Below are 26,399 nucleotides of genomic sequence, written 5' to 3'. Positions count from 1 at the left end.
TGCGTCCGGGCCGGACGCAAGGGGTTGCGGGGGATGTGGGATGACTCCCGCCCCGGGCCGCTGATGAACACCTACCGCGAAGTAGATGGCTTCAAAGGAGCCGATGCCGCGCCGGCTCGCCTCGCGCCACAACCCGCACGGCTGGCCACCTCACAGGAGGCTGCGCAGTAATCTCACGAACTTGCTGTCTCACTCGCGTTGACAGGTTCCGCCCACTCGACAACAACATCTGTGAGAGGGCTTTGAAGAAGGCGATTCTCCATGTCCGCTTTCACGGCCCGCTGAGCGGGTGGCGTAGTTCAGCTCAACTCGTCCCCCAGTTGCCCAAAAAGTCGCCCATGGTGAGTCGCACGCCTTGGTTGCGCAAGATGCCGTAGGCGGTAGTCACGTGATAGAAGAAGTGGGGGATCGCGAATGCGATCAGAAACTGGCGGCCACTGGAGCGCATCGAGCCACGGTGGTGCTCGATCACGATCGTGCGATCGAGGCCGGCTTCGAGGTCGCTTGGCGCGCTCTCTCGGAGGTACGCGATCGTCGCATCGAGCCGCTGGTGCAGATCCGCAAAGCTCTTTGCATCGTTCGCGGCCGGCACCCGTGGCGCACCCAGCAACTGCGCGATCGCCAACCTGGCTCCCTCCGCGGCCCAGTGGACTTGAGCGGCGAGCGTGTACATGTGCAGGTCAGCTGGCGCGTGACTCGCAACGCCGCGCATGCGCCCTTCCGCAGCGAGTTGTGCGTCCAGCAACGCCGCTTCACCGCTGCCACTGGCAGCGGCATGGTCTTCGGCCTTCGTCAACTGCGTTTTCAAGTTGGTCAATCCGCGGACGAACACGCCAGCAGATAGATCGTAGGCATTCAAAGACATGGCGCATCCTCTACCGCATCATGCGCCGGTGCCAACCGGTCCCGACCGGCGCGTATTGATGAAACCATGCAGAGCTCGCTGAGCTCGAAGCCGCGCTGACATGGGCACTCGCGCGCACGGTGCCGTAGCGACGAGCGACTACTGCTGCGTCGCGAGGTGCTGCTCGAGTCGCGCGAGCGTCTGATTGCCACCTTCGATTGCGTACTTCGCCGCCTGCTCGCGCGCTTCGACGGTGGGCAACGTGTGCTGCAACGTGACGCGCGTCTTTCCCGCCTCATCCTTGAAGGTGACGACTGCCTTGAACATCACCTCGCCCTCCTTCGAACCGTGATCCCACTCGAGCCGCTCGTTGGGGACGACCTTCGTGTAGACGATGTGGTTCGGGAAGTCGGTGCCATCGGGTCCGTGCATGGTGAACTTCCACGCGCCACCCGGACGCACATCTTTGCTCACCGTCGTCGTGCGGAAGCCGTTCGGCCCCCACCAGTTGGAGATCATCTTCGCATCGGTGAACGCCTGAAAGACCAGCGCGCGCGGGGCGCTGATCAGCCGCGAGAGTTCCAGCTGCCGCTTCGCGAGTTCGTTGAGGTCGAGCGCTGCATTCATGTGTGTGCTCCTCGTTTGGGCTTCTTCGGGGTTGGAACCTTGCGGGCGCGCGCCGGGCGCTTCTGTCCCTGGAGGTCGGCGAGGTAGTCCTCGAGCCGGTCGAAGCTGGCCTCCCAGAATTCGCGGTAGTGCTCGAGCCAGGCGTTCGCGTCCTTCAGCGGCTTCGGCGCGAGTCGGCAGGGGCGCCACTGCGCTTCGCGGCTCCGCGTAATCAGCCCCGCGCGCTCGAGCACCTTGAGGTGCTTCGTCACGGCAGGGAGGCTCATTTCGAAAGGCTGCGCGAGCTCCGTGACGGAGGTTTCACCCTTCGAGAGCCGCGCGAGGATCGCGCGCCGGGTCGGGTCGGCGAGTGCGGCAAAGGTGGCGCTGAGTGGGTCGATCGGCATGGGGTAATTAACCGATTGGGAAATTAACCGATTGGTTCATTACGCGCAAGCGCGTTCGCTCGAATCGCGTTGAACGGACCCTGCAACCGCCCTGATGGCGCTGCTGTCCACGCGTTGTTGGGGCTGTGCGATCAGGCCGCCACGACGCGAAGGGCTGCCGTCTGCCTCCAGCCCACGATACGCAACGGCCGTGCCCTGGTTCGCGTCCTGACGCTCTCCCAAAGGAGACGGAGGCGCGCGAGGGCCGCGCGCGGAAGCGGCTGGCCGTGTCTTCGTGCGCTCGCTAGGCTGAAGGTCTCACCCACCGCACCTGAGGTCCTGCATGTCTTCGAAGTCCTTGTGCTCTGCCCTTGGCGCAACAATCGCGTTGTCGATGGTGCTTCACCCGGTCCCTGTCCTGGCGGGGGAACCGGGGTACGGAGAGACCCCCGACCTCGCCATGAAGAGCTGCCAGCACCTCTATTCCACGGGAGTCCGCCTCTCGGGCGTCTACTACCTCAAGCCCGACGGAGCCCAGGCCATCACCGCCTATTGCGACATGGAGACCCAGGGAGGGGGCTGGGCGCTGGTCTACAACAGCGTGCTTGGGACCAACACGATGGACTTCTGGAACATCCCCTACGCCGAGCGCCTGGGGCGCAGAGGCCGTCCCAGCCTGGACTCCAACTTCTATGACGGCAGCCTCTATCTCTACCGCAAGACGGAGTTCGTGAGCGTCGTCCAGTACATGGACATCATCGAGGATCTGCGTGGCAAGGCTGTCGTCGTCTTCACCGCAAGTGTCGACGGTTTTGACACCAGTACGATGCGGTTCCAGAACCCTCAACGGCTCAGCGGCCATTCACATATCTACACATGGCAGTTCGCCTCGGGTTGGTCGGCGCCTGATTATGACGGAGATTCGTACGCGGGAGGGCAGTGCGCGACGCACTATGCGAACGTCACCCAGCATTACAGCACCTGCTTTATCTACAACCTGGGTGCCGACGCCGACCCCGGGATTGAGGATGGCAGGGTCGGCCCCCATATGCGCTCGACCAATGCCGCGGAGCTCATGCTTGCCAGCGACGGCACCGACTACACCCGGGTCCGTCGCATCTCGCGTTTCGTCAGGTGGTAGCCGTCGTCAATACAGGCGACCACGCTGAAGGTGGTTGGACAGGTGTCATCGAGGCCTTCAGTGCGGCGTCCCCGACGGCCACAGTGCCGCGAGCGCTTGTGTCATCTGCGGCTCCGGTTCTGAGACCCGCGGTTACTTCCGCAGCCGGTTTGCTCAACACCCGTCCGATTCCGAGTGCGAGTAGCGCTCCCAGTCCGGTACCTGCGAGCCTTTGACGCCAGTTGGTACGGTTGGCGTGCCGCATGAGGTGTCTATTGACTGTCATCGCGACCCGTAGGGCTCGAGGTGGGGGGACGAAAGGGCGGGAAGACCGGGATGTAACAGGCGCCCCTGTAAACACAGGCCTCCTTGTCACAATCGGTGACGGGGGCGAGATGCCCTCCAGGTACCAGCGGCGCGAGGCCTCGTCCTTCGCATCTATCGAGACCGGGTATTCGTCCGTCACCAGCCGAAACGCGGTGACACCCAGTGCGAAGACATCGTCCGCGGGCCCTGGCGCTTACGGCACCGCCATGTCGTCCTGGGGCCGGAGCACATGTCTCCACGCCTCCGGCGAGCGGTAGTTGGGCGTGCCGGGAGGAAGGCGTGCCGGATTCAGGGGGCCAGGTTCCATGCCGTGCCTCGCGAAATGACGCTGCGGTGCGCCCGTCAATGCGGAGACTACTCGCGGAGTAGGCCGAAGTCAGCGCTATCCCCCGGGTTCACGTGTCAGTCCCGCCGCCGTACGACGCCCGGGACTTGCCAGCGCCCGGTCTCCGCGAGCTCCACGGCGCGCTCCCGTGGGAACCGCTGGTTGTACTCATGGGCCTGGTCAGCCAGTCGCTTCGCCCGCTCTGGCTCGCGTCCCTCATCCGCGAGCGCCCGGGCCAACGCGAACCGCGCATCCGCCAGGCTGGCCTCCGACGTCCCGGCCGGCTGCCGCTCGAAGATGGCGACCGCGCGCTCCAGGTACACGCGGGCCTTTCCCGGTGCCTTCAGCTCCACCAGGTCCCTGCCCAGCCCCAGCAGGTCGAGGCCCACCTGCGTGCTCTCCGGGCCCAGCGCCTTCTCGCGAATCGCCAGCGCCCGCTGGTGGTGCTCCGCCGCCTCCCGGTAGCGCCCCTGCTTCGCGAGCGCGCGCCCCATGCCGGACAGCGAGGCCGCGAGCTTGGCGTCCCCGGGCCCCAGCTCCTTCTCCCGGATTCGCGCCGCGTGCCCGAAGGCCTGAAGCGACTCCTCCGCCCGGCCCAGCTCGAGCAGGAAGCCGCCCAGATTGTGGTGGGTGCTCGCGGTCATCAGGTGCTCGTCGCCATGGACGCGTCGGAAGATGGCCAGGGCCTTCCGCCCATACTCCAGCGCGCTCGCGGGATTGCCCGCCTGCACCTCGTGCACCGCGAGGATGTCCAGGACCACGGCCAGGTTCGGATGCTCGGGCCCATACGTCCCGCCGTAGATGGTCTCCGCCTCCCGGAGGAAGGGAAGGCCCTCCTCATGGCGCCCCAGCATCCCGAGCGTCTGGCCCACGCTGAGCAGCGCCGTGGCGAGCTCCGGGTCCTCCGCCGTGTAGAGCTTGCGAGCCAGCTCCAGCGCCCGCTGCGCCTCCACCAGCGCCTCCGCCGGACGGCCCCGGGCGCGATGCAGGCTGACCAGGTTCCTGGAGAGCATGGCCTCGATGTGGGCGTCTCCACCCAGCCGCTTCAGGGCCGCCGCCGCGTGGCGCGGGGCCTCCTCGTCCGGGTCCAGCTCCGTGCCCACGAAGCTGAGCAGCCGAACCAGCCCGGCCCAGGACTCCGCGGCCTGCCAGTCGTGGCGGCTCGACTCAGCGGCCTGGATGGCCCGGTGCAGCGTCCGGATGGCCTCGCGGTACTGGCGGGCCTGCCCCTGCGTCTCCGCGAGCAGGTCCAGGACCTCCGCCTCCAGCGGGCCGTAGCCCACCTCGTGGACCTCCCGGGCCACCGACGTGGCCAGCTCCAGCGCGGGCATCACCTGCCCGGCGTTGAGCTTCGCCCGCACCGCCGCGCGCCGGGTCCGGACGCCCTCCATCCGCTGGCGCGTCCCTTCATCCGAGGGCGGAGGCTCCGGCGACGCAAGCGTCGGAATGTCCGCGCACGGCGCCAGGCGCTCCAGGCCATGGGCCGCGCGCGCCGCGTTCTGGATGACCTGGGCATCTGCTCCCGCCAGCGTGTCCACGACGGCCGACAGGTCCTTGAGCCGCTGGTCCAGGCAGATGACCCGCCGGTCCAGCAGCCGCTCCGGCTGGTGGCCCGTCACCCGAGTCGCGACACACGCCTCATGGCTCGCCGCCACCCAGTCGCGCGAGTAGCCATCCAGCGTCCGCTCCACCTCACGCCACGCGCTCGACGCGTAGGGCAGGGGACTGGCCTCGAACACGGCTCGCACGGCGCTCTTCCGGGGCGCGTCCCAGACGCCGACGAGCGCCTGCTCACTGCCTCCGCACGGGTCTCCCGACGTGGACCGGTGGAGGGCCGCGCCACCGGCGAGGAGCACCAGCCCCGCCGCTGCCGCCATGCCAGCCCGGCGCCACTTCGCCCCCGGGGCCTCGCTGAGCCGCCGCAGCAGCGCGTCCATGGAGACATGTCGCTGCTCCGGAGCCTCCGCCAGCCCCTGCAAGAGGGCCCGGTGCACCCACGCCGGCACTCCGGCCTCGCGCGATGGCCACCTCGCATCGTCCTCGCTGGTGCCTCGCGGCTGCCCCGGCCGCGGCGGCCGCTTCCCATACAGCGCTTCATGGAGCGCGACGCAGTAGCTGTACTGGTCGCCACGCGCATCCGACAGCTCCCCCCGCTTCTGCTCGGGGGACATGTACGCGGGCGTGCCCAGCACCAGGTCCGAGCGCGTGAGCAGTCCATGCTTCGGCGCGCCCGTGTCCTGCCCGGAGGCAGGCCCCGAGGACTCATCCAGTCCGTGGACGATGCGCGCGAGCCCGAAGTCGGTGATGCGGACACGCCCGTCGCGGCCCACCAGGACGTTGTCCGGCTTGAAGTCCCGGTGGACGAGCCCCTGCGCGTGCGCCGCCGCCAGCCCCCGTCCGGCCTGGAGGAACAGCCCCAGCAGCCCGCGCCAGTCGCTGTCCCGACTGCGCATGTGCTCACGCAGCGTGGTGCCGTCCACCAGCTCCATGGCCAGGAAGACGTGCTCGCCGAACCGGCCCACGTCGTGAATCGTGATGACGTTGGGGTGCACGACGCGGGCGGCGGCCTGGGCCTCGCGCAGCAGCCGGGCCTGGGCCTGCTCCTGCTTCGCCGGGCTGACCGAGTCGATGCGGATGAGCTTGAGCGCGACCCGTCGGTCCAGCTCCGGGTCGTACGCCGCATGGACGACGCCCATTCCTCCTGCGCCGATACGCTCCAGCACCACGTAGCGTCCGAGGAGGGCGCCTCGCTGGAGCCACGGGTGGACCGGACTTCCCTCTGTGTGTGGGACGCTGGCGTCGTCCGGGCCGCGAGCCGCCTCCGCGAGGAGCGCTCGACAGACGGCGCAGGAATCAAGATGCTGCTCCACCGACCCGGCTGCTTCCTCGCCCAGCTCACCTCGTGCGAAGGCGAAGAGCTGTCGGGTGTCGAAACAGTCCATGACGAGGACACGATAGCCGACGTAGGGGGGCATGACGATGAACGGCACGGACCCTCGGGAAGACCTGGCCTTCGCACAGGCGTGTGCGCGGGGTGATGCCGAGGCCCTCGCCAGCTTTGAGGCACGCCTCATCCCGCAGCTCCGCAAGGCCCTGCTCCAGCGGGGAATGGACGTTCCGACCACGGAGGAGGCCCTCCAGCTGCTGCGCGTGAAGCTCTTCCTCCCCAGCGGAGACCGCCCGCCGCGAATGGCCGACTATGAAGGCCAGGGCCCCCTGCTGGCCTGGCTTCGCGTGGCCGCCCTGCGCACCGCGCTGAACCTGCTCCGGGAGCGGAAGGCTCCACTCGAGGGGGACTACTCGCGGCTCGAAGAGGTGGCGTCGCCCGTCGACGACGCGGACCGGCGCTACATCAAGGACCGCTACCGTGACGACTTCACCCAGGCCTTCCGGGAAGCCCTCGAGGGACTGGAGCCCCGGGCCCGGACTCTGCTGCGGCTGCACCTGGTGGAGGGGCTGGGAACGGCGGAGCTTGCCCGGGCCTACCGCGTGGACCGCTCCACGGTGAAGCGCTGGCTCGCGCAGGCCCGTGAGTGGTTGCGAGCGGAGGTCCGTACCCGGCTCGCCATCCGCATCGGTGTCGACACGCCCGCGCTGGGCAGCCTCCTGCGTGAGCTCCAGAGCCAGCTCGACCTGAGCATCCGCTCCGCGATGAAGGACCCGACGCCCGGCTGAGTCCCGCGGGTGGAGCACCCAGAACGCCCGGATTCCGTGGGGTTGCGAGCTGGCCGGCCGGATTCTTCCGGAGGAAATGCGCCACCCGTGGCCCGCGCGTGTCCTCCGAAAGAGGTCCCCCTGCGTCCCTCTTCCTGTCCACGGTGTTTGTGGATGGGATTGTATTGTCTTTGATTGGATGTGTCGGCGATGCGTATCGATAATTGAGAGTCTTTGGGCAACCTTCAGGCTCTGGTGTCGACAATCCATTTTGAAAACATTCCCCCCGGAGCCCCGCCCATGCGCATCAATTCCGACGCCCGCAGGAAGACCTACAAGCCCGTGAAGGCCGAGCCGAAGAAGGCCGAGGCCAAGAAGGAGTCGAAGAAGAACCTCATCGACCGCGTGGCGGACAAGAACGACGGGAATGGCGTCCGCGCCAACGGCGTGAAGAGCATCGCCGACGTCTTCATGCTCGCGAAGGGCGGCCGTGACGTGCGGACGGAGAAGCTCAAGTTCGGCAACACGCCCCTTCCGCTCGTCAACGACCAGCCTCGCAAGACGGTCACCGCGCGCAACACCCCGTTCACGCGGACGGCCTCGGGCGTGGGCGGCACGCTCGGCGTGGCCCAGCTCCCGTTCGCCGGGGCGTCGATGGTCAGCGACATCCGCGCCGGCTTCCGCGAGGGCTGGGACCGCGAGAGCAAGAACAAGGCCCTCGGGTCGACCGCCAGCTTCGCGTCCGTGGGCCTCAACACGGTGAAGGGCTTCGCGGAGCTGCGGGAGGCCCGGCAGTCGGTGAGGGACGTGACGAAGGGCTTCCGCGACGCCATCGACAAGCAGGCGAACGGGCCGCGACTGACGGCGCCCGGGGACGCGGCCGCGCACCACCGGAACACCGTCCGGACGAAGGCAGGGGAGACAGCGAAGGCGATGGCCCAGAAGTACCTGCGCGCGGGCGGTGACGTGTCGGTCCGGGACCTCAAGCACGTCGCCGACTCGAAGATGAAGCGGGCCGTCGCCAACGGCGCCTCCAAGGCCATGGCGTCCGACGGGCTCAAGGCCGCGAAGCTCGCGGGCAGGGCGGGTGGACGCTTCGTCCCCGGCGTCAACGTCGCCATCGCCGCCGCGGACACCGCCGCGTTCGTGTCGACGCTGCGCGACCCGAAGGCGTCCGTGGGCAAGAAGGTCACCGCGGGTATCACCGCCGCGGGCTCGGCCCTGGCGGCGACGAACATCCCCGTCGTCTCCCAGGTGGGTGGCGTCGTCTCCACGGTGTCCAGCGTCGTGGGCGCCGTCGGCCCGGAGAAGATTGGCAACGCGGTCAAGGACGGCGCGAAGGCCATGAAGGACGGCGCGAAGTCGGCGGTGAAGAAGCTCAAGTTCTGGTGAGTGCCCACGGGGGGAGCGCGAGCCTGGCCCGCGGGGGGCCGCTCCGCTCCCTCCGTGGCGGACGCTGCTCTCTTCGAAGTACTCGGGAGCGTGGCCGCGTCCTCGGAGGAGCTGGCGCGGCTGTTCGACTCCAGCCCCGGTGTGCTCCAGCGCTTCGAGCACCTGGTCAGGCACGCGGCGGTGCTGGACCACGTCCTCTCGAAGGTGGAGGTCACCGTCACGGCGGCGTGAGGACCTCCACGAAGAAGTAGGCCGCGGAGTACGGCACCCGCTCCCGCTTCCCGAGGTCCCCGGTGCCTGTGCAGCCCGTCGTGGGCGCGACGCCTCCCGCGGTGGCGAGCCGGAGCACATAGCCGCGCTGGGTGCCGTCGGCCGTGGTCCGGGAGAACACGTCCGAGGGGAGCCCCTGGTCGATGCGCGCGGCATTGGAGAGTCGCAGCAGGGGGACGCTGCCCGCTCCGTTGTGCACCGAGGCATCGGCGACGCCAACGAAGAGCGTCTGCCCGGAGGTGGGCTCGCCCCCGTTCAGTGCCGGGGCGGCCACGCGCCAGGCAGGACCGGCCGGAGGCGTCCCGGTGGGCGCCCCGTAGTCGATGTCGCCCGGGTAGCGGAAGTGGTCGAGGACCAGCGTCTCCAGTCCCGGCACAACCCCCGTGGTGAAGGGCCGCAGGCCGGCCTCGGGCTGGACCTGTGTCCAGGTGAAGGCGACGCCGACCTGGCGGCACTCGTAGACCTGGGCCGCGGGCGCCGACGGTGTGGAGTCCACGGGAAGGCTCGCGGACGGTGTCCCCAGGGGCGGCGCGTCCGACGGCGTGTCGACCGTCCTGTACGCGGCCACGATGCGCGCGGAGGGACGCGTGCCCTCCTCCCGGCCCAGCAGCTCACGCAGGTTGTACTCCACGGCTCCCAACGTCACGCGGAGCAGTGGCTCCGGCACGTCGTCCGGCAGCGCGGTGGGCGCGTCGCGCGAGATGCGCAGCAGGGCCTCCGTGGCGCGCTCCGAGTCCGACGGAGCCTCGTCATTGTCGTCGCAGCCTCCGAGCACCACGGCGGAGAGCGCGAGCGCGGCGAGCCCACGCGGCGAGGACCAGCGGGAAGTCTTCAAGGGAGGCCTCCTTCCAGAAAAGACGCACGGTGAGAGCGTGCCGCCGTGGCGGCAATCCGGCTGGTGGAGGACCGCGTGTTCGCGGTGCGACCGTCGCGGTCGCTTCATATGCTCACGCCCTGAGACTGGGGGGCAGGGGCCTCAACGTGGGGGGCACATCCCCCGTTGTGCCGGCTTCACTTCTCGCCGCGCGCATGCCGCCACACAGGAGGGGCCACGGTGTGTCCGCTTCTGGATGCTCATGGCACATGGGTTGCTGAATGGCCGCCGATGAAACGTCGCGTCTCGATTCCTCTTCATGCTGGCCTGGAGCCACCCGCCCCGAGTCGCGGGTCGAGTCCTCTCTGGTGGGTCCTGCCACTCGTGGTCTGGGTGGGCTGCTCCGGCTCGGCTGGAGGGATTCCGCCCACCGAGCCGCCCGGGGACCCGCAGGACGCGGGCTGCGTCGACGTTCCCCCGACGGAGACGCCGGACGCTGGCGAGAGGAACGACCTGCTCTCTCCGAGCCGGCTGCTGCGCCGGGCGTCGCTCGCGCTGCGCGGCACTCCGCCGACCGGCGAGGAGTACGCGGCGCTGGGGGCTTCGGGCGACGACGCCGCGCAGCGGGCCTTCGTCGCGACCTTCGTCGACCAGACGCTCCAGCAGCCGGTGTTCTACCGGACGATGTTCGAGCAGGCGCGTGACTGGTTCAACCTGCCGCTCACCCCGCGGACCGCCGACGCGCCGGAGTATGGCCTGCAGCAGCAGCGCTCCATCCATCGGTGCGCGGCGGGAACGGCGAAGGCCGGCGCGTGGAAGTTCTACCGAGGCGACGACACGGCCTGCACCGGCCTGAAGACGGATGGCTCGCCGGTGGACGAGCGCTCCATCGAGCCGTGGTGGGCTCCCGGGACGACGGTGACGCTGGTGGGCCTGGCGGCCAGTGTTGCGCTCACGGGGACCGCTCTCGACCCGAACAGCGGCCGTCCCGTGACGGTGACCTGTGCCAGCTTGGGTCCGGTGGGCACCTGCGGCTGTGGTCCGAATGCCGTGCGCTGCCATGCCGACTTCCAGCAGTACCCGGGGCACGAGGACTACGTGCCCTACAACCCGGAGGGCCAGCGGCGGCTCGTCTCCGAGGAGCCCGCCCGGCTCTTCGCCCACATCGCGTGGCACGACCGGCCGGTCACCGACCTCATCCTCGGCACCTACTCCGTCGGCCCGACCAGCCTGCAGGTCGCCTATGTCATGCAGGGCCTCGCGGGAGGCGTGACGAGCCTGCTCGACGACGACTCGTGGTGGCGGCCGTCACGGTTCTCCAGCGCGCCGGTGGACCCCGAGCACTCGCCGGGAGACCCGCTCGCATGGAGGGAGTACGAGGTCCCCGCGCGCAACCCCTTCTTCCTGGCCGAGCGCGACTACACGTTCGACCCGCGCACCCAGACGGGTGCCTCGCGCGGCATTCCCGCCGCCGGCATGCTCACCAGCCTGGGCTTCCTGGCGGCCTACCCGCGCGAGCGCGTGCGCGGCGCCCGGGCGCTGGAGACGCTGGCGTGCGAAGTCCTGGCGCCGCCCTCGGGCCAGGAGTTCAACGAGTACCGGAGGGACCCGGGCACGGAGGGCCCCTGCCAGCACTGCCACCGCCGGCTGGACCCCGCGGCGCTCCACTTCAAGCGCTTCGCGAAGCACGGAGACGCGTTCGAGGGCTGGGGCGCGAAGTACCTGATGCCCGGCGTCGGCACGGCCTGGCACTGGCCGGTGCGGTGGCGCACGGGCGCGTACCCCTACGGCGTCGACCCGTTCAGCCACTGGAACCGGTGGTACGCCCCCGACACGCTGCTCACCCCCGTCACCGTGGCCCAGGCGGAGACCAACCCCGAGGTGCTCTTCCTCGACTTCCTGCCGCCGGAGCAGACACTGCTCGGGCAGGTCAGCGACGGGACGGTGGGGCCGCTCGGCTTCGCGAAGCTCATCGTCGCGGCGGGCGCCTTCGACAAGTGCGTCGTGCGGCACCTGCATGCCCAGGTGCTGGGCCGGGACATCGACCCGGCGGCGGAGGCGGGCTACCTGGACGACCAGGTGACGCGCTTCATCGCGGGAGGTCGCAAGGTCCGTCCCTTCGTCAAGTCCCTCACCCAGTCGAACCTCTTCCAGAGGGGGCACTGACCATGAACCGCTTCTCGTTCCTCCTCGTGTTGTCAGGGGTGCTCGCATGCAGCGGGGAAGGCACTCCGTCCGCGCTCCGCGCCCAGGGGCAGGCCGCGTGCTCCACGCCGGCCACCTCGGAGACCGTGCGCGTCATGGAGGGCCTCAGGCCCCACTGCGAGGGCTGTCACTCGCAGGGGGCTCGCGGCTACTTCGCCTCCACCGAGGCCTTCCAGGCCCTGCTGGTGTCCGACGCCCGGATGGTGAAGCCGGGCAGTCCGGACGAGAGTGAGCTGGTGCGCCTGCTGGAGGGCCGGGGCACCGGCGCCTTCAAGCAGATGCCCATCGGCCAGAAGTCCTATGCCCAGCTCGTCACCGAGGGCACGGCGACGCTGTCGGTGGCCGACATCCGTGCCTGGGTCCAGGGCCTCGCGGCGCAGCAGCGGGACCCGCGCCCGAACCCCGATGCGCCGCGCATCACCCGCATGAGCGCCACCCAGATTCAACGGGCGCTCTACCAGCAGCTGGGGCTGGGCCATGACGACTACTTCAGCTCGGCGAACGAGTTCGGCATTCCGATGGCCGAGTCGCGAGGGGACGACAACTACCCGCTGCAGCCGCCGGACGCCCTGCCGATGCCGCGGCAGAACATCTCCGGCGAGCGCTACCACGCGCTGGGCGGCGGCTCCGTCATCAACCAGGTGTCCCATGACCGGAGCCCGTCGCCGACGTTCGTGCTCACGCTGACGCAGGTCTCCCAGCGGTGGTGCCGCCGCGCGCTGGCCAAGCCGGGGAACACGGTGCTGTTCCCCACCGGCACGCCGCGCACCGCCAACCCCGAGGACGTCAAGGCCACGCTGCGGCGGTGGTCGCTGCACTTCCTGGGCGAGCGGTTCACCGACGCGCAGGTGGACGCGCTGTACGCGGGCGTCTTCGTGCCGCTCGCGACGCCCACCGACACCGAGCCGGCCTACGTGGGCGTGTGCTCGTACTTCATCCGCCACCCGTACTGGATCTTCTACTGAGGCCCCCATGAAGCTCACTCGTCGCAAGCTGTTCGAGCTGGCCCTCGGGGCCGCTCAAGTCGGGCTCCTGACGCGCTTCGGGTTGCCGGTGGCGTCGGCGCAGGCGGCCTCGGGGCGGCCCACCAAGCTCCTGGGCATCTGGCTGGATGGAGGGCTCCACTGGGAGACCTTCTTCTCGCCGCTGACCCGCGCGGGCATCAACAAGTTCATCCCGACACCGAAGGGCGGGCTCATCCCCTTTGGCTACCTGCCCGAGCAGGTGGAGAACTTCGACCGCTCGCCAGCGGACCTGGATGCGCCCGGTCCCGTGCGCAAGCTGCGCGGACCCATCTTCTGGAACTGGGCGAACCCGGCGGACAGGACCGGGTTGAACCCCGCTTCGGGGAACCAGCAGAACTACCGGCCCTGGGGCTATGCGTGGGCGGACCCCGCGTACCGGCTCTTCGACAAGGCCGCGCTGCTGGTAGGCGCGGACCAGAACACGGCCGCGCACACCAGCGGCATCATCGCGAGCATGTGCGGCGTGGCGGGCTCGAACTTCCGCGCCCCCTCGGTGCATGCGGTCATCGCCAACGCGCTGTCCCGGCGCTTCCCGGACCGGCCCATCCCCAATGTCAGCCTGGGCGGCACGCTGCCGGGCGCGTTCGGGCTGCCCGCGCTGGCGAACCCCACGGTGCTGCTCTCCGCGGCCTCGGTGGAGCCGACGCTGTCCGAAAAGCGCGACAGCGCCTGGAAGGGGCTCCGCACCCGGAGCGACGTGCCGGATGTCGCCTTCGACGGCGCGGCGCTCGCTGGCACGGTGCCCGCGACCGCAGTGGATGCGGCGCTGCTGACGGCGATGCGCGAGGTGCGCGGCGTGTCCAGCAGCGGCACGGACGCGATGCTCGAACAGCTCTACGACACCTACAAGGGCGCGAGCAGGACCCTCCGCCGGGACATCCTCTCGGTGCTGGCCACTACGCCGTCCTGGGAGAAGCTCGAGGCCGACCCGGACTATCCCGAGAACTGGACGGCGTGCATCGGCTCCGCCGACGCCTGCGGCACGGGCGCGTCGATGGGCGCGTATTCCTTCGCGCTGCAGTTGCTGAAGTCCGACCTGGTGACGTCGGTGAACCTGCGGGCCTCCAGCTTCGCCAACAACACCTTCGACTCGCACAGCGCGAACGGGCCGCAGATACACACCAACCACCTGCGCATCGCGTTCGAGCAGGTCGGGCGGATGTGCCTCGAGATGAGCCTGACGCCGAGCCGGAGCGACCCGTCCCGGTCGCTGCTGGACGAGACGCTGGTCTACGTCTACAGCGACTTCGGGCGGACCTTCCCGAAGCAGGGGAGCGACCACCACCCCGCGACCTGCGCCATCCTCGTGGGCGGAGGCATCCAGGGGAACCAGATGCTCGGCGGATACGACGAGACGATGAACGGCTCTCCCATGGGCGCCCCGGTGGCGCTGGTGGAGGAGTCCGGGGAGCGGGTGATGCGGGCGCCGCGCTCGCAGGACATCGCGGCCACCGTCCTGCACGCCTTCGGCCTGGAGCCGGGCAAGGACTTCTTCATCCCCGGTGGCTACGGCGTCTATGACGGTGTCGTGAGGGGCTGAGCGCGCGGCGCCACCGACTCACGGGGCGGGCTCTCCCGGAGCCCGTGCCCGTGAGCGCACCTCGGCCGCGAACAGCTCCGCCGCGGGCGAGCGGGGCGCTCCCTTGCGCCAGAGGAGCGCCGCGAGCTCCGAGCGCGGCGCCGGGGACAGCCGCTTCACCACCAGGCGCTCGGCGTCCGCGAGGCGTGGCTCCGGCAGCACCGTGACGGCGAGCCCCGCGCGTACGATGGCGAGCACGGTGCCCACCGCGTTCGACTCGAGCGCGATGTGGGGCGCCAGCCGCATGGCGGCGAAGTAGGCGTCCACGCGCGAGCGCACCCGCAGCCCGCGTGACAGCAGCGCGAAGGGCTCGTCCACCAGCTGCTTCGCCCCCACGGACTCGGCTCCCGCCAGGGCGTGCCCCTTCGCGACGACGAGCGCGAGCCGGCTGTCGAAGACGGGCTCCGCGTCCAGGTCCGGCGAGCGCGCTGGCGCATAGGCCAGCGCCACGTCCACCTTGCCGTCCGCCAGCCGTCGCTCCAGCCTCCGCACCACCGCCTCCTCCGCGCTCAGCGCGAGCCCCGGGTGCTTGCGCAGCACCGCCGCCAGCGCGGGCACCACCACGCCGCGCATGCTGGGTGGGTAGCCCACGCGCAGCGCTCCGGTGGCGAGCCCCCGCAGCGCCCCCACCGCCGCCTGCCCGGCATTCACGTCCTCCAGCGCGCGTGACGCGTAGGTGCGGAACAGCTCTCCCGCCTGTGTCAGCCGCACCCCGGTGCGCGCGCGCTCGAAGAGGGGCGTGCCCAGCTCCTCCTCCAGCTGGCGGATCTGCTGCGACAGCGTGGGCTGCGACACGTGGACGCGCCGCGCGGCACGCCCGAAGTGCCGCGTGTCGGCGACGGCGGTGAAGTAGCGGAGGTGACGGAGCTCCATCCGGCCATCATAGATGGTGCCTATCGACTCGATGGGAACAAACGAATGTACGAATCGAGCCCCGCTCGTACATCTTGCCCATCACGGAGGAAGGACCCCATGAAGGCATCGGACCTGTTCGTCAAAGCGCTCGAAGCGGAGGGCGTGCGCTGCGTCTTCGGACTCCCGGGTGAGGAGAACCTGGACCTGCTGGAGTCGATGCGCGGCTCGAGCGTGCGCTTCGTCGTCACCCGCCACGAGCAGGCGGCGGGCTTCATGGCGGCCACGTATGGCCGGCTCACCGGGCGGGCGGGCGTGTGCCTCGCGACGCTGGGGCCCGGGGCCACCAACCTCGTCACCGCCGCGGCCTACGCGCAGCTCGGCGGCATGCCCATGGTGATGATTACGGGGCAGAAGCCCATCAAGGCGGGCAAGCAGGGGCACTTTCAAATCATCGACGTGGTGGGGATGATGCGCCCCATCACCAAGTCCACCCGCACGCTCGTCTCCGCGGACCACATCCCCTCGGCGGTGCGCGAGGCGTTCCGCATCGCGGAACAGGAGCGCCCTGGCGCGACGCACCTGGAGCTGCCCGAGGACATCGCGCGGGAGAGCACCACGGGCGAGCCCCTGACGCCCGGCACCCACCGCAGGCCCGTGGCCGACGAGGCCTCCATCGCGCTGGCGGTGGAGACCATCGCCTCCGCCCGCCGGCCGCTGCTGATGATTGGCGCGGGCGCCAACCGCAAGCTCACGTCGGAGCTGCTGCGCGTCTTCGTGGACCGGCTGGGCATCCCGTTCTTCAGCACCCAGATGGGCAAGGGCGTGGTGGACGAGTCCCACCCGCTCTGGATGGGCACGGCGGCGATGTCCGACGGCGACTACGTCCACCGGGCCATCGAGGCCTCGGACTGCATCATCAACGTGGGCCACGACGTCATCGAGAAGCCGCCGTTCGTCATGCGGGACCACCGCCGCAAGGTGGTCCATCTGAACTTCTCGTCGGCCGAGGTGGACCCCGTCTACTTCCCGCAGGTGGAGGTGACGGGGGACATTGCCAATGCGGTCTGGCGCATCGCGGAGGGCGTGGGCCCGCGCACACACTGGGACTTCGCGCCGTTCGAGCGGGCCCGCTCGGGGCTGGAGGCGCAGCTGGCCCAGGGCTCGGCGGAAGACCGCTTCCCCATCCACCCCGCGCGGCTCGTGGCGGAGGTGCGCCGCGCGATGCCCGACGACGGCGTCGTGTGCCTGGACAACGGCATGTACAAGCTCTGGTTCGCCCGCTACTACCGGTGCCGCCGGCCCAACACGCTGCTGCTGGACAACGCGCTCGCGACGATGGGCGCGGGGTTGCCGTCCGCCATCGCGGCGAAGCTGGTCCACCCCCGGCGCAAGGTGCTCTCCGTCTGCGGCGACGGGGGCTTCATGATGAACTCGCAGGAGCTGGAGACGGCGGTGCGCCTGCGGCTGGACCTGACAGTGGTCGTCGTGCGTGACGACGGCTATGGGATGATTCGCTGGAAGCAGGGGGAGATGGGCCTGCCGGACTTCGGCATGACGCTGGGCAATCCGGACTTCGTCCGCTATGCGGAGGCGTACGGCGCGCAGGGCCACCGCCCGGCGAGCGCGGCGGAGTTCGGAACCACGCTGGCGCGCTGCCTGGAGTCGGGCGGCGTGCACGTCATCGACCTGCCCATCGACTACTCGGGCAACGCGCACGCGCTCCTGGCGGGCGCCGAGGAAGGCGTGGGGCGCTGAACCATGGACACACGAGAGCAGGGGAGGAACGTCATGCTGGCTGAACGCTACCCGTACTACCTGGCCAACCGCGCGCGGCAGCCCAACGCCGAGCTGGCCGTGACGAACAAGTACTCCGGAGAGGTGGTGGCGCGCGTGGCGGTCGCGGACGCGGCCGCGGTGGAGGAGGGCATCGCCGCCGCGACGCGGGCCGCCGGCCCGATGCGCCGCATGCCGCCGTACGCGCGGCAGGCCGTGCTGGAGCACTGCGTGCGCCGCTTCCAGGAGCGCGCGGAGGAGCTGGCGCTCGCGCTGTGCCTGGAGGCGGGCAAGCCGCTGCGTGACGCGCGGGGGGAGGTCGTCCGCCTCATCGAGACGTTCAAGGCGGCGGCCCGCGAGGCGGTGGGCGACGGCGGCGAGGTGCTGAACCTGGAGGTGTCGAAGCGCACGGCGGGCTACCGGGGCTTCACGCAGCGGGTGCCCGTGGGGCCGGTGTCCCTCATCACGCCCTTCAACTTCCCGCTCAACCTGGTGGCGCACAAGGTGGCGCCCGCCATCGCCGCGGGCTGCCCGTTCGTGCTCAAGCCGTCGGACCGCACGCCGGTGAGCGCGCTGCTGATGGCGGAGGTGCTCGCGGAGACGGACCTGCCCGAGGGCGCCTTCTCCGTCCTCCCCACGCGCCTGGAGGACGTGGGGCCCTTCATCGAGGACGAGCGGCTGAAGCTGCTGTCGTTCACCGGCTCGGAGAAGGTGGGGTGGGACCTGAAGGCCCGCGCCGGCCGCAAGAAGGTGGTGCTGGAGCTGGGCGGCAACGCGGCCTGCGTGGTGGACCGGGACCAGGCCGAGCGCCTGGACCTCGTCGCCGACCGCATCGCCCACGGCGCCTTCTTCCAGGCGGGGCAGAGCTGCATCTCCGTGCAGCGCGTGCTCGTGCACGAGGAGCTGTACGGGGCGCTGCGCGAGCGGATTGTCAACCGGGCGCGGGCGCTGCGCGCGGGAGACCCGAGGGACGAGGCGACGACGCTCGGCCCCATGATTGACGAGCCCGCCGCGCGGCGACTGGAGGGGTGGATCCAGGACGCGGTGGCGCGGGGCGCGCGGGTGCTGACGGGCGGAGGGCGGAAGGGCGCGCTGCTGGAGGCCACCGTGCTGGAGGGCGTCCCCGAGGACGCGCCGCTGTGCGCGGAGGAGGCCTTCGGGCCCGTGGTGCTGCTCCAGTCGTTCCGCACCTTCGACGAGGCGCTGCAGCGGGTGAATGCGAGCCGCTACGGACTGCAGGCCGGCATCTTCACGCAGGACCTGTCGAAGGCGATGCGGGCGTGGGACGAGCTGGAGGTCGGCGGCGTCATCGTCGGCGACGTGCCCAGCTTCCGCGTCGACACCATGCCCTACGGCGGCGTGAAGGGCTCGGGGCTGGGACGCGAGGGGGTGAAGTACGCCATCGAGGACATGACCGAGGTGCGGCTGCTGGTGCTGCGGCAGGAGTGACGCCTCAGGCCTGGGCGGCGAAGCGACCCCGGTAGTCGGCCGGGGTCACCCCGAGCGCCCGCTTGAAGACGCGGTGCATGGTCTCCAGGGTGCCGAAGCCCACCTCGGTGGCGATCTCCTTCACCGTCTGCTGCGTCGACTCCAGCGAGGCGCGCGCGGCCTCCAGGCGCATCCGCTCGACGTAGCGGGCGGGTGTCACGCCCACCTGATCACGGAAGGCCCGGGCGAAGTTGCGCGGGCTCATCGCCGCGCGCCGTGCGAGCTTCTCCACGGACAGGTCTTCCTGGAGGTGCTCCGGCAGCCACTCCTGCACGTCGCGGATGGGGGCGCGCGAGGCCCACTGCGAGGCCATCTGCACGCTGAACTGGCTCTGCCCGCCTGGCCGGCGGAGATACACCACCAGCAGCCGCGCCACCTGCCGGGCGACGTTGCGGCCCAGGTCCTCCTCCACGAGCGCGAGCGCCAGGTCGATGCCGCTGGTGACTCCAGCCGACGTCCAGATGCGCCCGTCCCGGAGGTAGATCTGGTCGCCCTGCACCTCGCAGCCGGGGTGCTGCTCCTTCAGCGCGTCGCAGGCCAGCCAGTGGGTGGTGGCGCGCTTGCCCTCCAGGAGGCCCGCCCGCGCGAGCAGGAAGCTGCCCGTGCAGACGGACGCCACCCGCCGGCAGCGGCCGGCCAGGCGGCGCAGGTGGGGGGAGAGCGCCAGCTCCGAGTCCGGGCTCATGGTGATCATGCCCCCTGGGACGAGCAGCGTGTCCACCTCGCCGCGCACCCGCGCGAGCGGCACAGTTGCCTGGAGGAGCAGTCCGCCCTCCGTCGCCACGGGGCCGGGCCGCAGGGCCGCGACCTCCACGTGGTAGCCCGGCTTCTTCGGGCCCACGAGCTTCGTGGCCGTGGTGAACACCGACGAGGGCCCCGCGATGTCCAGGAGCTGCACCTCGGGGAAGGCGACAATCACCACGCGTCGGGGCGATCGGCTCGGGTTGGCAGACATCGTCAAATCATTGGCAGGGCTGCCAGCTGGCCGCAAGCGTAGCCTTCCCTCCACCACACTCGATTGGGGGAGCCTCACCATGGACATCGCGTTCCTGCTCTACGACAACATGACCTCGCTGGACTTCATCGGCCCGTACCAGGTGCTCGGCCTGCTGCCGAAGGTGCGCCTCCACCTGGCCGCCGTGGAGGCAGGCCCCATCCGCACCGACCTGGGCGTGAAGCTCCATGCGGACAAGCGCCTGGAAGAGGTGACGCGCGCGGACATCGTCGTCGTCCCCGGAAGCCCGGACCCTTCGAAGACGATGGCCGACCCCAGGGTGCAGGCCTGGCTGCGCGCGCTGGATGCGACGTCCACCTGGACGACGTCGGTGTGCACCGGCTCGCTCATCCTGGGCGCGGCCGGGCTGCTCCAGGGCAAGCGCGCCACGACGCACTGGATTGCAATGGACGCCTTGCGCACCTTTGGTGCGACGCCCGTGGCGGAGCGGGTGGTGTTCGATGGGAAGACTGTGTCCGCCGCGGGGGTGTCCGCCGGCATCGACATGGCACTGGCCCTCGCGGGGAAGGCCGTCGGACCGATGGTGGCCCAGTGCATCCAGCTTGGCATCGAGTACGACCCGGAGCCGCCCTACAACGCTGGCTCGCTGAAGGTGGCGCCTCCCGAGGTGATTGAGGCCAGCCGGGCCATGCTGTCCTCGGTCATGCCGGGGTAGGGGAGGGCGCCGGACGGGGTCCTCCGGCGCGCGCGGCTCGCCCGGGTCCTCGCGAGGCTGGAGTCGGAGCGAGGGGCGCAGGTACAGGCCCCTCCCGGTGGCGGCGGGTGATAGAGGTTCTCGTGTGACGTGGATGCGCGCAGGAGGACCCTGGTGGGGAGAGGCACCCTGGAGGGCCGTCCTCTTCCGCCCGGGTGTGTCCAGGCGGGCAGGCCCGCGTCCAGGCGGCGAAGCCCGGCGGTCGCTGATGCTCCTGTCGCGCGTCTCGCGCTGGCTCGGCACTCCGCGCACGGTGCTGTACGTGGGCAGGCCCGGCGGCCGCCGGTGCATCGTGAGCGAGGACCGCTTGGGACGGCGCTACCTCCAGTTCGGCTGGGACAGCTCGTACCAGAGCGTGGTGGGGCCGGGCTTCCCGCTGCGGCTGGAGCTCGAATACACGCAGGCGATGGTCGCGGCGGTGGCCTTCGTCGAGGAGCCCCGGCGCATCCTGATGGTGGGAGTGGGCGGAGGCGCCATTCCCATGTTCCTGCGCGCCGTGCTGCCCCAGGCCCACATCGACGCGGTGGACAGCGACGCGGAGGTCCTCGAGGTGGCGCGGCGCTACTTCGGCTTCCGCGAGGACTCCCAGCTCCATGCGCACGTGGCCGACGGGCGTCGCTTCCTCGAGGCACCGGGCCCCGCCTATGACGTCATCCTCCTGGACGCCTACGGTCCCCGAGGCGTCCCCGCGCGGCTGACGACGCGGGAGTTCCTGCTGGCGGCCCAGGCCCGGCTGGCTCCGGGTGGGGCGGTGGTGAGCAACGTACACAGGGCGCCCAACCCGTTGTTCCCCGCGATGCTCCAGACCTGGCAGGCGAGCTTCGCGCAGCTCCATGCCTTTGACGCGCGCGAGACGGCCAACCGCATCCTCGTGGGGCTCACGCACCTCCGAAAGGTCTCTCGCGCGGAGCTGCGGGTCCGCGCCCAGCGAATGGAGCGCGGCGTGCCCTTCAGCCTGCGCGCGATGATGGCCCGCAGGTATGAGGACCGGGCCGTGCGCCGTGCGGCCATCGAGGGCAGGGCGCCACCGCCGGCCGCGCGCGTGCTGAGGGACCCGGAGGACTGACGCCCACGCCGTCCGTCAGGAAGCCTCCACCGCGCTCCATCGAGGGGCCGCGGGGGGGACGCTGGCTTGGGGCACGGCGGGATTCGGGCGTCCTCGCTGGGGCCTCCGTCGGGAAGCCTCCATCGTCTACCGGCGAGGGTCCGCGAGGCGACGCTGGCTCGCGAGCACCGGTGGATTCGGGCTTCCTCGCGAGCGCCCTCCGTGCGTGATTACGGACGTGCGTACCCCTCTCGACCGCTCCCTTCCCCCCGAGGCCGCAGTGCCGCCGGGTGGACGTGTCATCGTCATCGCCCCCACGCGCGCGGCGTGCGAGACCATCGAGCTGGCCATGGGCGTCCACCTGGACACCTGGCTGGAACGGCACCACGGCGCCCGCCTGCGGGAGCTGGCCCGGTCTGGGAAGGGCTTCGGCATCGTCGCCGGCACCGGGACGGGGAAGACGCTCGCCATCCGGCCCATCGCGGAGGAGGTGGTTGGCACGGGAGGCGCGCCGCTCCGGGTGGGCGTGGTGAACCGCGAGCGCGAGGCGACGCCCGAGGCGGCCGCCTGTGACGTCATCATCGTCACGACAGGCATTGCCCGGCGCTGGTTCCAGCACGGGGACATCCGGCCGCACGACACGCTCGTCATCGACGAAATCCACCAGACGTCGGCGGAGCTGGAGCTGTGCCTCGCGCTCGGCAAGCGCGTGGGCTGCCGGTTCATCTGGCTGTCGGCCACCGTGGACCCCTCCTTCTACGTGCGCTACCTGGACAGCGCCGACGTGCTGGAGGTCACCGCCTTCGACCCGGCCCGCGCGGCCACCGTCGTCGTCGACCGGCGGGCGCCGCTCGCGTTCCTCGATGACACGTTCCTCACCGACGTCCAGGCTGGCCGCCGCGGCGTGGGCCTGTTCCTCCCCACGCGCGCGGCCGTCGAGCAGGCCGCGCTGCACGTGCGCACCCACTGGCCGCGCATCCACGCGGTGCACTACCACGGCGGACAGCCCATCCGGGTCATCCGGCCCTTCCTCGAGGGCACGGAGCCCCGGCCGTACCTCCTGGCGATGACGGCGGCGGGGCAGAGCGCCCTCAACGTGCCCGGGCTGGACACGGTGGTCATCGACGACACGCGCTTCGCCAACCTCATCGAGGGCGGGCGCAACGTGCTCACGCGCCTCCACCTGGGGAACAACGAGCTCCTCCAGATGGCCGGGCGCGTCCACGGCCGCGTGGAAGGAGGACGCGTCTTCATCCTGAGCGACCGGGTCGTCGACTTCGCGGCCCTCCGGCCCACGGCGCCAGAGTTCCAGCTCGCGGGCGACACGGAGCGCGTCGCGCTCACCGCCGCCGCCCTGGGCGTGCGGGCCGACGCGCTGGACCTGCCGGTGCCGCTGGACCGCGCTGCCTATGCGCAGGTGCTCCACCGGCTGCGGACGCGCAACCTCGTGGACGCGGAAGGAAGGCTCACCGCGTACGGCCGGGCGGTGGAAGCGCTGCCGGTGGAGCGCGAGTGGGCGGAGCTCATCGTCAACGCGGAGGACGCGCTGCTGCCCTTCCTCGCCGTGTGCAGCGCCATCGAGTCGCTGCACCGCATGACGCGCGACGAGCGCGACCTGGAGGGCGTGCTCGTCCCCGGGAGTGACCACCTCACCGCCTACAGCCTGTATGCCGAGGCATACCGGGAGGCGGGCTTCGTGGGAGAGGTGTACGGGCTGCCTCGCCACCTGTTCGACACGGAGGCGCTGGGGCGCTGGGCCGACCGGCGCGGGGTGCTGGTCAAGGCGGTGGAGGACGCGGCGCTGGCCATGGCGAGCGTCTACCGCAGCGTGGGGAAGGACCTGCCCGAGCAGCTGCCGCCCGCCGACGAGGGGGTGCACCGGCGCTTCGCGGACCTGCTCGCGTGCTTCATGCCCTTCGACCTGGTGGTGGACGAGCTGACGGCGGACGGCGAGCCGGCGAAGGTCGCGAAGACGAGCGTGTGCGGCAGCTGGGGCGCGGTGGCGGGGACGCTTCGCTACTTCGCCGACCGCTCCGGCGCCATCCACGCCTCCATCGAGGGCACGCAGGTGCCGGCCGACCTGCTGCGGAAGTACGCGCGCCGGAGCGGCCCGGAGGTCGCGTACGACACGTTCCAGCGCTCACTCGTACTTCAGTGGCGCCTGGAGCACTCCGGCTTCGAGCCGGAGCGCGAGGCGCAGGTGCTCGACGCCTGGGGGCCCGAGCTGGCCGGACGCGCGCGGCACGCTCTGGCGGAGGCCCTGGCGCGCGGGGAGGCGCACCATCCGGCCGTGCGCCGGAACCAGCCGCTCGTCGACGAGGTGCGCGAGGTGTGGCGCCGCTCCGGCGGCCGCACGCCCGCGCTCACGGTGCCCGAGCTGACCGCGCGCTATGAGGCCGCGCTGGAAGGCGTGTCGTCGATGGAGGACTTCCAGGCTCGTCCGCTGGAGCTGGACCTGGAGGCGCTGGTGCCGCCCGAGGTGCGCGAGCCGTACCTGTCCCTGCCCGACACGGTGAGCGTGCGGGAGCAGGACGTGGGCCTGTTCTACGACGTGGAGGAGGACCCGGAAGGGGAGCCGCACGGCTTCGTGTGGCTCCACCTGCCGGAGAAGCTGGCGCGCACGCTCGTGGAGGAGGAGCTTCCCGAGCTGGACCGGCCGGTGCGCTTCCGGGTGAGCCGGGGCCGGCGCGGCTTCGTCCGCGCTGACAGCCTCTACGAGCTGCAGGATGCGCTGGAACTGCCATGGACCCCCGACGAGCTCGAGCAGGCGGGCGACAGGGGCCATGGAGGCCGGCGCTAAGTCAGCACGATGCCGGGGGGACACCGTGAACTTCAGCTCAAGCGCCGCGCTCTTGCTCGATCTTCAGGCGGTCTTCGCGTGCACCTTTCACTACAATGATGAGATCACCTAAGCCGGTAGCCTCATACCACTCACACATGCAGTCAAAGCATCTGCCAGTCGTGGAGTACTCCGGCTCAAGCGTTGGTGTGGCCCCTCGTCGATACTCAGAAAGCCATGTTTCGACCGGCTCGACACACCTGGGGCATAGATGATGGACATCTGTCATCCCGTCCTCGAATACTTTCGCGGCTAGAGACAGAGCGTGGTCGATAGCCGTTGCAACATGGTCGCAACAGCGGCTTCCAAAGCTGAGCCCGTGGCGGTCACATTCCACCATCTTGTGTGTCTCTCAGATACGCGCTGCGTTGGATGGCTTCGTGGATTCCGTCAGAGCTGGGTGATGCCGCCGTCCACCGCCAGCTCGGAGCCCAGGACGTAGGACGAGTCCTCCGAGGCGAGGAACAGTGCGGCGCGGGCCACTTCTTCTGCTCCGCCCATCCGCTTCATGGGCAGTCGCGCCATGAACCGTTGGCCATAGGCCATCAGCTCCTCGCGCGTGTTGTCCATCTTCATGGCGATGGGCGTCTGGATGCCGCCCGGGCTCAGTGCGTTGACGCGGATGCCCCGGTCCACCAGCTCGGCGGAGAGGCTGCGCGCGAGCGAGCGCACCGCGGCCTTGGTGGCCGCGTACACGCTCGTCATCGGCATGCCGAGCGAGTTCACAACCGAGGTGTTGAGGATGATGGACGCCTTCGAGTTGAGGTGGGGCAGCGCCTTCTTCACCGTGAAGAAGGTCCCCTTGAGGTTGATGGCCATCACCTCGTCGAAGAACGCCTCGTCCGAGTTCTCGAGCGTCCTCAGCCGGGCCACGCCCGCGTTCGCGAACACCACGTCCACCTTGCCGAAGGTCTCCGCGGTCCGCGCGTAGAGCCGGTCCAGGTCTTCCATCCGGGTGACGTCGCCCTGGACGGTCAGCGCCGCCGCGCCGAGGTGCTCGCCCGCCGTGCGCAGCGTCGCCGCGTCCCGCCCGAAGATGACCACCTTCGCGCCCTGCTCCACGAACAGCTGGGCCGTCGCCAGCCCGATACCGCTGTTGCCACCCGTGATGACCGCTACCTTGTTCAGCAATCGCTTCGACATGTCATTCCTTCTTCGGCGCAGTGCGTCTGCGCCGGAGAAGCGTACCAACCGGCTCCTCTCGGAGCGCCTGGGGCGGCCCGGACCTACCGGAGCCGCAGGAGCGCGGCGAAGAGGTCGCGAGGGTCCAGGCTGGCAGGCAGGCCGGACACGCCGCCATCGTTCACCTCCACCACGGCCCAGCCGCCGTCCTCCAGCATCGCGACGTCCAGGGTGAAGAACCCCGAGTCGATGCGACGGCCCAGCGCCTCGAAAGCGGTGAAGTCCGGCACCTCCACGTCGAACTCATGGTACGGCTCTGCGGCAAGCAGGCGGCCGTGCCCGAAGAAGAGGCGATACTCCAGGTGGGCCGGCCCCGACGGCGTCCGCCCATACGCCTTGAGCGGCAGGAACCGGCGGACCACGAAGCCGCGCTCGAAGCGGTCGCCGCGCGCCTCCAGCAGGTTGGCGCAGGTCCGCTCGAAGTCGTCGAGCGTCGCGCCGGCCGGCACGAAGCAGGCCTCCTCCCAGCGCTCCTTGGCCGACTTCACGTGGTCCTTCACAATCCACGGCGAGGGGCCGAGCGCCGCCCTGGCCGCATGCCAGGCCTCCTTCGCGTCCGGCCCTTCCGTCCACACGGAGCGCGCGGTGTACGCGGCGAGGCGCGGGTACCAGTTGGGGAGGTAGTGCGCCGCCGCGTACTGCTCCGGTGTCGTCATCAGCTGGTGCCCCAGCTCGGAGACGGCCTCGTCCAGCGCGCCGTACTCCTCCTCCGTGAGCATCCAGCCGCGGTAGAGCAGCCGGAGCTCGCCCCGGTCGGGCACGGCGGCCAGGGCCCGCGCCGCGTTGCCGTTGAGCAGCGTCCACAGGTCGACCTGGTACGTGTCGACTCCGAGCGCCTCGGCTGCGTCGGCCTCGACGTCGAACGTGTCGGACTGGTGCGGGTTGCGACCGAAGAGGATGGCGTGAGTGCGACGCGGGTTCCGGGAAGGAGACATCCACGAGCCTTTCATCAGGGGTGGCG

21 protein-coding genes are annotated in these 26,399 nt (G+C 70.4%); 12 read left to right on the top strand and 9 right to left on the bottom strand.

Features of this window, described 5'->3' with window-relative positions:
- Positions 1-304: 304 nt before the first annotated feature.
- The 3 genes from LXT23_RS26980 to LXT23_RS26970 form a co-directional block, all read right to left on the bottom strand.
- Positions 305-865, bottom strand: a complete 561-nt coding sequence (locus LXT23_RS26980; RefSeq protein WP_253983190.1) for a DUF1993 family protein — start codon at positions 863-865, stop codon at positions 305-307.
- 138 nt (positions 866-1,003) lie between these two features.
- A complete protein-coding gene (locus LXT23_RS26975) occupies positions 1,004-1,471 on the bottom strand; it encodes an SRPBCC family protein (protein WP_253983189.1) in 468 nt (155 codons plus the stop codon).
- Positions 1,468-1,857, bottom strand: coding sequence for an ArsR/SmtB family transcription factor (locus tag LXT23_RS26970; protein WP_253983188.1), 390 nt, complete (start codon positions 1,855-1,857; stop codon positions 1,468-1,470). The genes LXT23_RS26975 and LXT23_RS26970 overlap by 4 nt, the downstream gene beginning before the upstream one ends.
- Positions 1,858-2,296: 439 nt before the next feature.
- Between LXT23_RS26970 and LXT23_RS26965 the strand changes: the two genes are divergently transcribed.
- Complete coding sequence (locus LXT23_RS26965) at positions 2,297-2,977, top strand: fibrinogen-like YCDxxxxGGGW domain-containing protein (RefSeq protein ID WP_253983187.1); 681 nt, start codon at positions 2,297-2,299, stop codon at positions 2,975-2,977.
- A 708-nt stretch (positions 2,978-3,685) separates the two neighbouring features.
- Here LXT23_RS26965 and LXT23_RS26955 read toward each other — a convergent pair.
- Complete coding sequence (locus LXT23_RS26955) at positions 3,686-6,550, bottom strand: serine/threonine-protein kinase (RefSeq protein ID WP_256561252.1); 2,865 nt, start codon at positions 6,548-6,550, stop codon at positions 3,686-3,688.
- Between the two features lie 31 nt (positions 6,551-6,581).
- Here LXT23_RS26955 and LXT23_RS26950 point away from each other — a divergent pair, with 31 nt between their 5' ends.
- From LXT23_RS26950 to LXT23_RS26940, 3 genes are all read left to right on the top strand, one after another.
- Positions 6,582-7,283, top strand: coding sequence for a sigma-70 family RNA polymerase sigma factor (locus LXT23_RS26950; RefSeq protein ID WP_253983185.1), 702 nt, complete (start codon positions 6,582-6,584; stop codon positions 7,281-7,283).
- 279 nt (positions 7,284-7,562) lie between these two features.
- Positions 7,563-8,654 carry a hypothetical protein gene (locus tag LXT23_RS26945; RefSeq protein ID WP_253983184.1) on the top strand — a complete coding sequence of 364 codons (1,092 nt, stop codon included), beginning with the start codon at positions 7,563-7,565 and terminating at the stop codon, positions 8,652-8,654.
- 90 nt (positions 8,655-8,744) lie between these two features.
- Positions 8,745-8,885, top strand: coding sequence for a hypothetical protein (locus tag LXT23_RS26940; protein WP_253983183.1), 141 nt, complete (start codon positions 8,745-8,747; stop codon positions 8,883-8,885).
- Here LXT23_RS26940 and LXT23_RS26935 read toward each other — a convergent pair.
- Positions 8,872-9,759: a DUF3455 domain-containing protein gene (locus LXT23_RS26935; protein ID WP_253983182.1), complete on the bottom strand. Its 888-nt coding sequence runs from the start codon at positions 9,757-9,759 to the stop codon at positions 8,872-8,874. The two genes, LXT23_RS26940 and LXT23_RS26935, sit on opposite strands and share 14 nt — an antisense overlap.
- A 363-nt stretch (positions 9,760-10,122) precedes the next feature.
- Here LXT23_RS26935 and LXT23_RS26930 point away from each other — a divergent pair, with 363 nt between their 5' ends.
- From LXT23_RS26930 to LXT23_RS26920, 3 genes are read left to right on the top strand one after another with little or no spacing between them, the layout of a single operon-like run.
- Complete coding sequence (locus LXT23_RS26930) at positions 10,123-11,904, top strand: hypothetical protein (protein ID WP_253983181.1); 1,782 nt, start codon at positions 10,123-10,125, stop codon at positions 11,902-11,904.
- A gap of 2 nt (positions 11,905-11,906) precedes the next feature.
- Positions 11,907-12,908, top strand: coding sequence for a hypothetical protein (locus tag LXT23_RS26925; RefSeq protein WP_253983180.1), 1,002 nt, complete (start codon positions 11,907-11,909; stop codon positions 12,906-12,908).
- Between the two features lie 7 nt (positions 12,909-12,915).
- Positions 12,916-14,508, top strand: a complete 1,593-nt coding sequence (locus LXT23_RS26920) for a DUF1501 domain-containing protein (protein ID WP_253983179.1) — start codon at positions 12,916-12,918, stop codon at positions 14,506-14,508.
- Between the two features lie 18 nt (positions 14,509-14,526).
- On the opposite strand, the gene LXT23_RS26915 is transcribed toward LXT23_RS26920, so the two are convergent.
- Positions 14,527-15,420 (bottom strand): LysR substrate-binding domain-containing protein, encoded by an 894-nt coding sequence (locus tag LXT23_RS26915; RefSeq protein WP_253983178.1) that lies wholly within the window; start codon positions 15,418-15,420, stop codon positions 14,527-14,529.
- A 99-nt stretch (positions 15,421-15,519) separates the two neighbouring features.
- On the opposite strand from LXT23_RS26915, the gene LXT23_RS26910 reads away from it, so the two are divergent.
- Positions 15,520-17,157 (top strand): acetolactate synthase large subunit, encoded by a 1,638-nt coding sequence (locus LXT23_RS26910; RefSeq protein WP_253983177.1) that lies wholly within the window; start codon positions 15,520-15,522, stop codon positions 17,155-17,157.
- Positions 17,158-17,190: 33 nt separating this feature from the next.
- Positions 17,191-18,624 carry an aldehyde dehydrogenase family protein gene (locus LXT23_RS26905; RefSeq protein ID WP_253983176.1) on the top strand — a complete coding sequence of 478 codons (1,434 nt, stop codon included), beginning with the start codon at positions 17,191-17,193 and terminating at the stop codon, positions 18,622-18,624.
- 4 nt (positions 18,625-18,628) lie between these two features.
- On the opposite strand, the gene LXT23_RS26900 is transcribed toward LXT23_RS26905, so the two are convergent.
- Entirely contained in the window at positions 18,629-19,618 is a 990-nt protein-coding gene (locus tag LXT23_RS26900; protein ID WP_253983175.1) for a GlxA family transcriptional regulator, read from the bottom strand.
- A gap of 79 nt (positions 19,619-19,697) precedes the next feature.
- Here LXT23_RS26900 and LXT23_RS26895 point away from each other — a divergent pair, with 79 nt between their 5' ends.
- From LXT23_RS26895 to LXT23_RS26885, 3 genes are all read left to right on the top strand, one after another.
- Entirely contained in the window at positions 19,698-20,333 is a 636-nt protein-coding gene (locus tag LXT23_RS26895; protein WP_253983174.1) for a DJ-1/PfpI family protein, read from the top strand.
- A 247-nt stretch (positions 20,334-20,580) separates the two neighbouring features.
- On the top strand, positions 20,581-21,438 hold the full coding sequence (locus LXT23_RS26890) for a spermidine synthase (protein ID WP_253983173.1): 858 nt from the start codon (positions 20,581-20,583) through the stop codon (positions 21,436-21,438).
- Between the two features lie 217 nt (positions 21,439-21,655).
- Positions 21,656-24,217: a DEAD/DEAH box helicase gene (locus LXT23_RS26885; protein ID WP_253983172.1), complete on the top strand. Its 2,562-nt coding sequence runs from the start codon at positions 21,656-21,658 to the stop codon at positions 24,215-24,217.
- Between the two features lie 429 nt (positions 24,218-24,646).
- On the opposite strand, the gene LXT23_RS26880 is transcribed toward LXT23_RS26885, so the two are convergent.
- Together LXT23_RS26880 and LXT23_RS26875 are read right to left on the bottom strand one after the other, a co-directional pair.
- Positions 24,647-25,399, bottom strand: coding sequence for an SDR family oxidoreductase (locus LXT23_RS26880; RefSeq protein WP_253983171.1), 753 nt, complete (start codon positions 25,397-25,399; stop codon positions 24,647-24,649).
- 83 nt (positions 25,400-25,482) lie between these two features.
- A complete protein-coding gene (locus LXT23_RS26875) occupies positions 25,483-26,373 on the bottom strand; it encodes an ATP-grasp domain-containing protein (protein WP_253983170.1) in 891 nt (296 codons plus the stop codon).
- Positions 26,374-26,399 lie beyond the last annotated feature (26 nt).

The organism is Pyxidicoccus xibeiensis (assembly GCF_024198175.1).
Classification (GTDB): domain Bacteria; phylum Myxococcota; class Myxococcia; order Myxococcales; family Myxococcaceae; genus Myxococcus; species Myxococcus xibeiensis.
The sequence above is the reverse complement of the archived record's forward strand: the minus strand, read 5'-3'. Positions and strand labels throughout refer to the sequence as shown.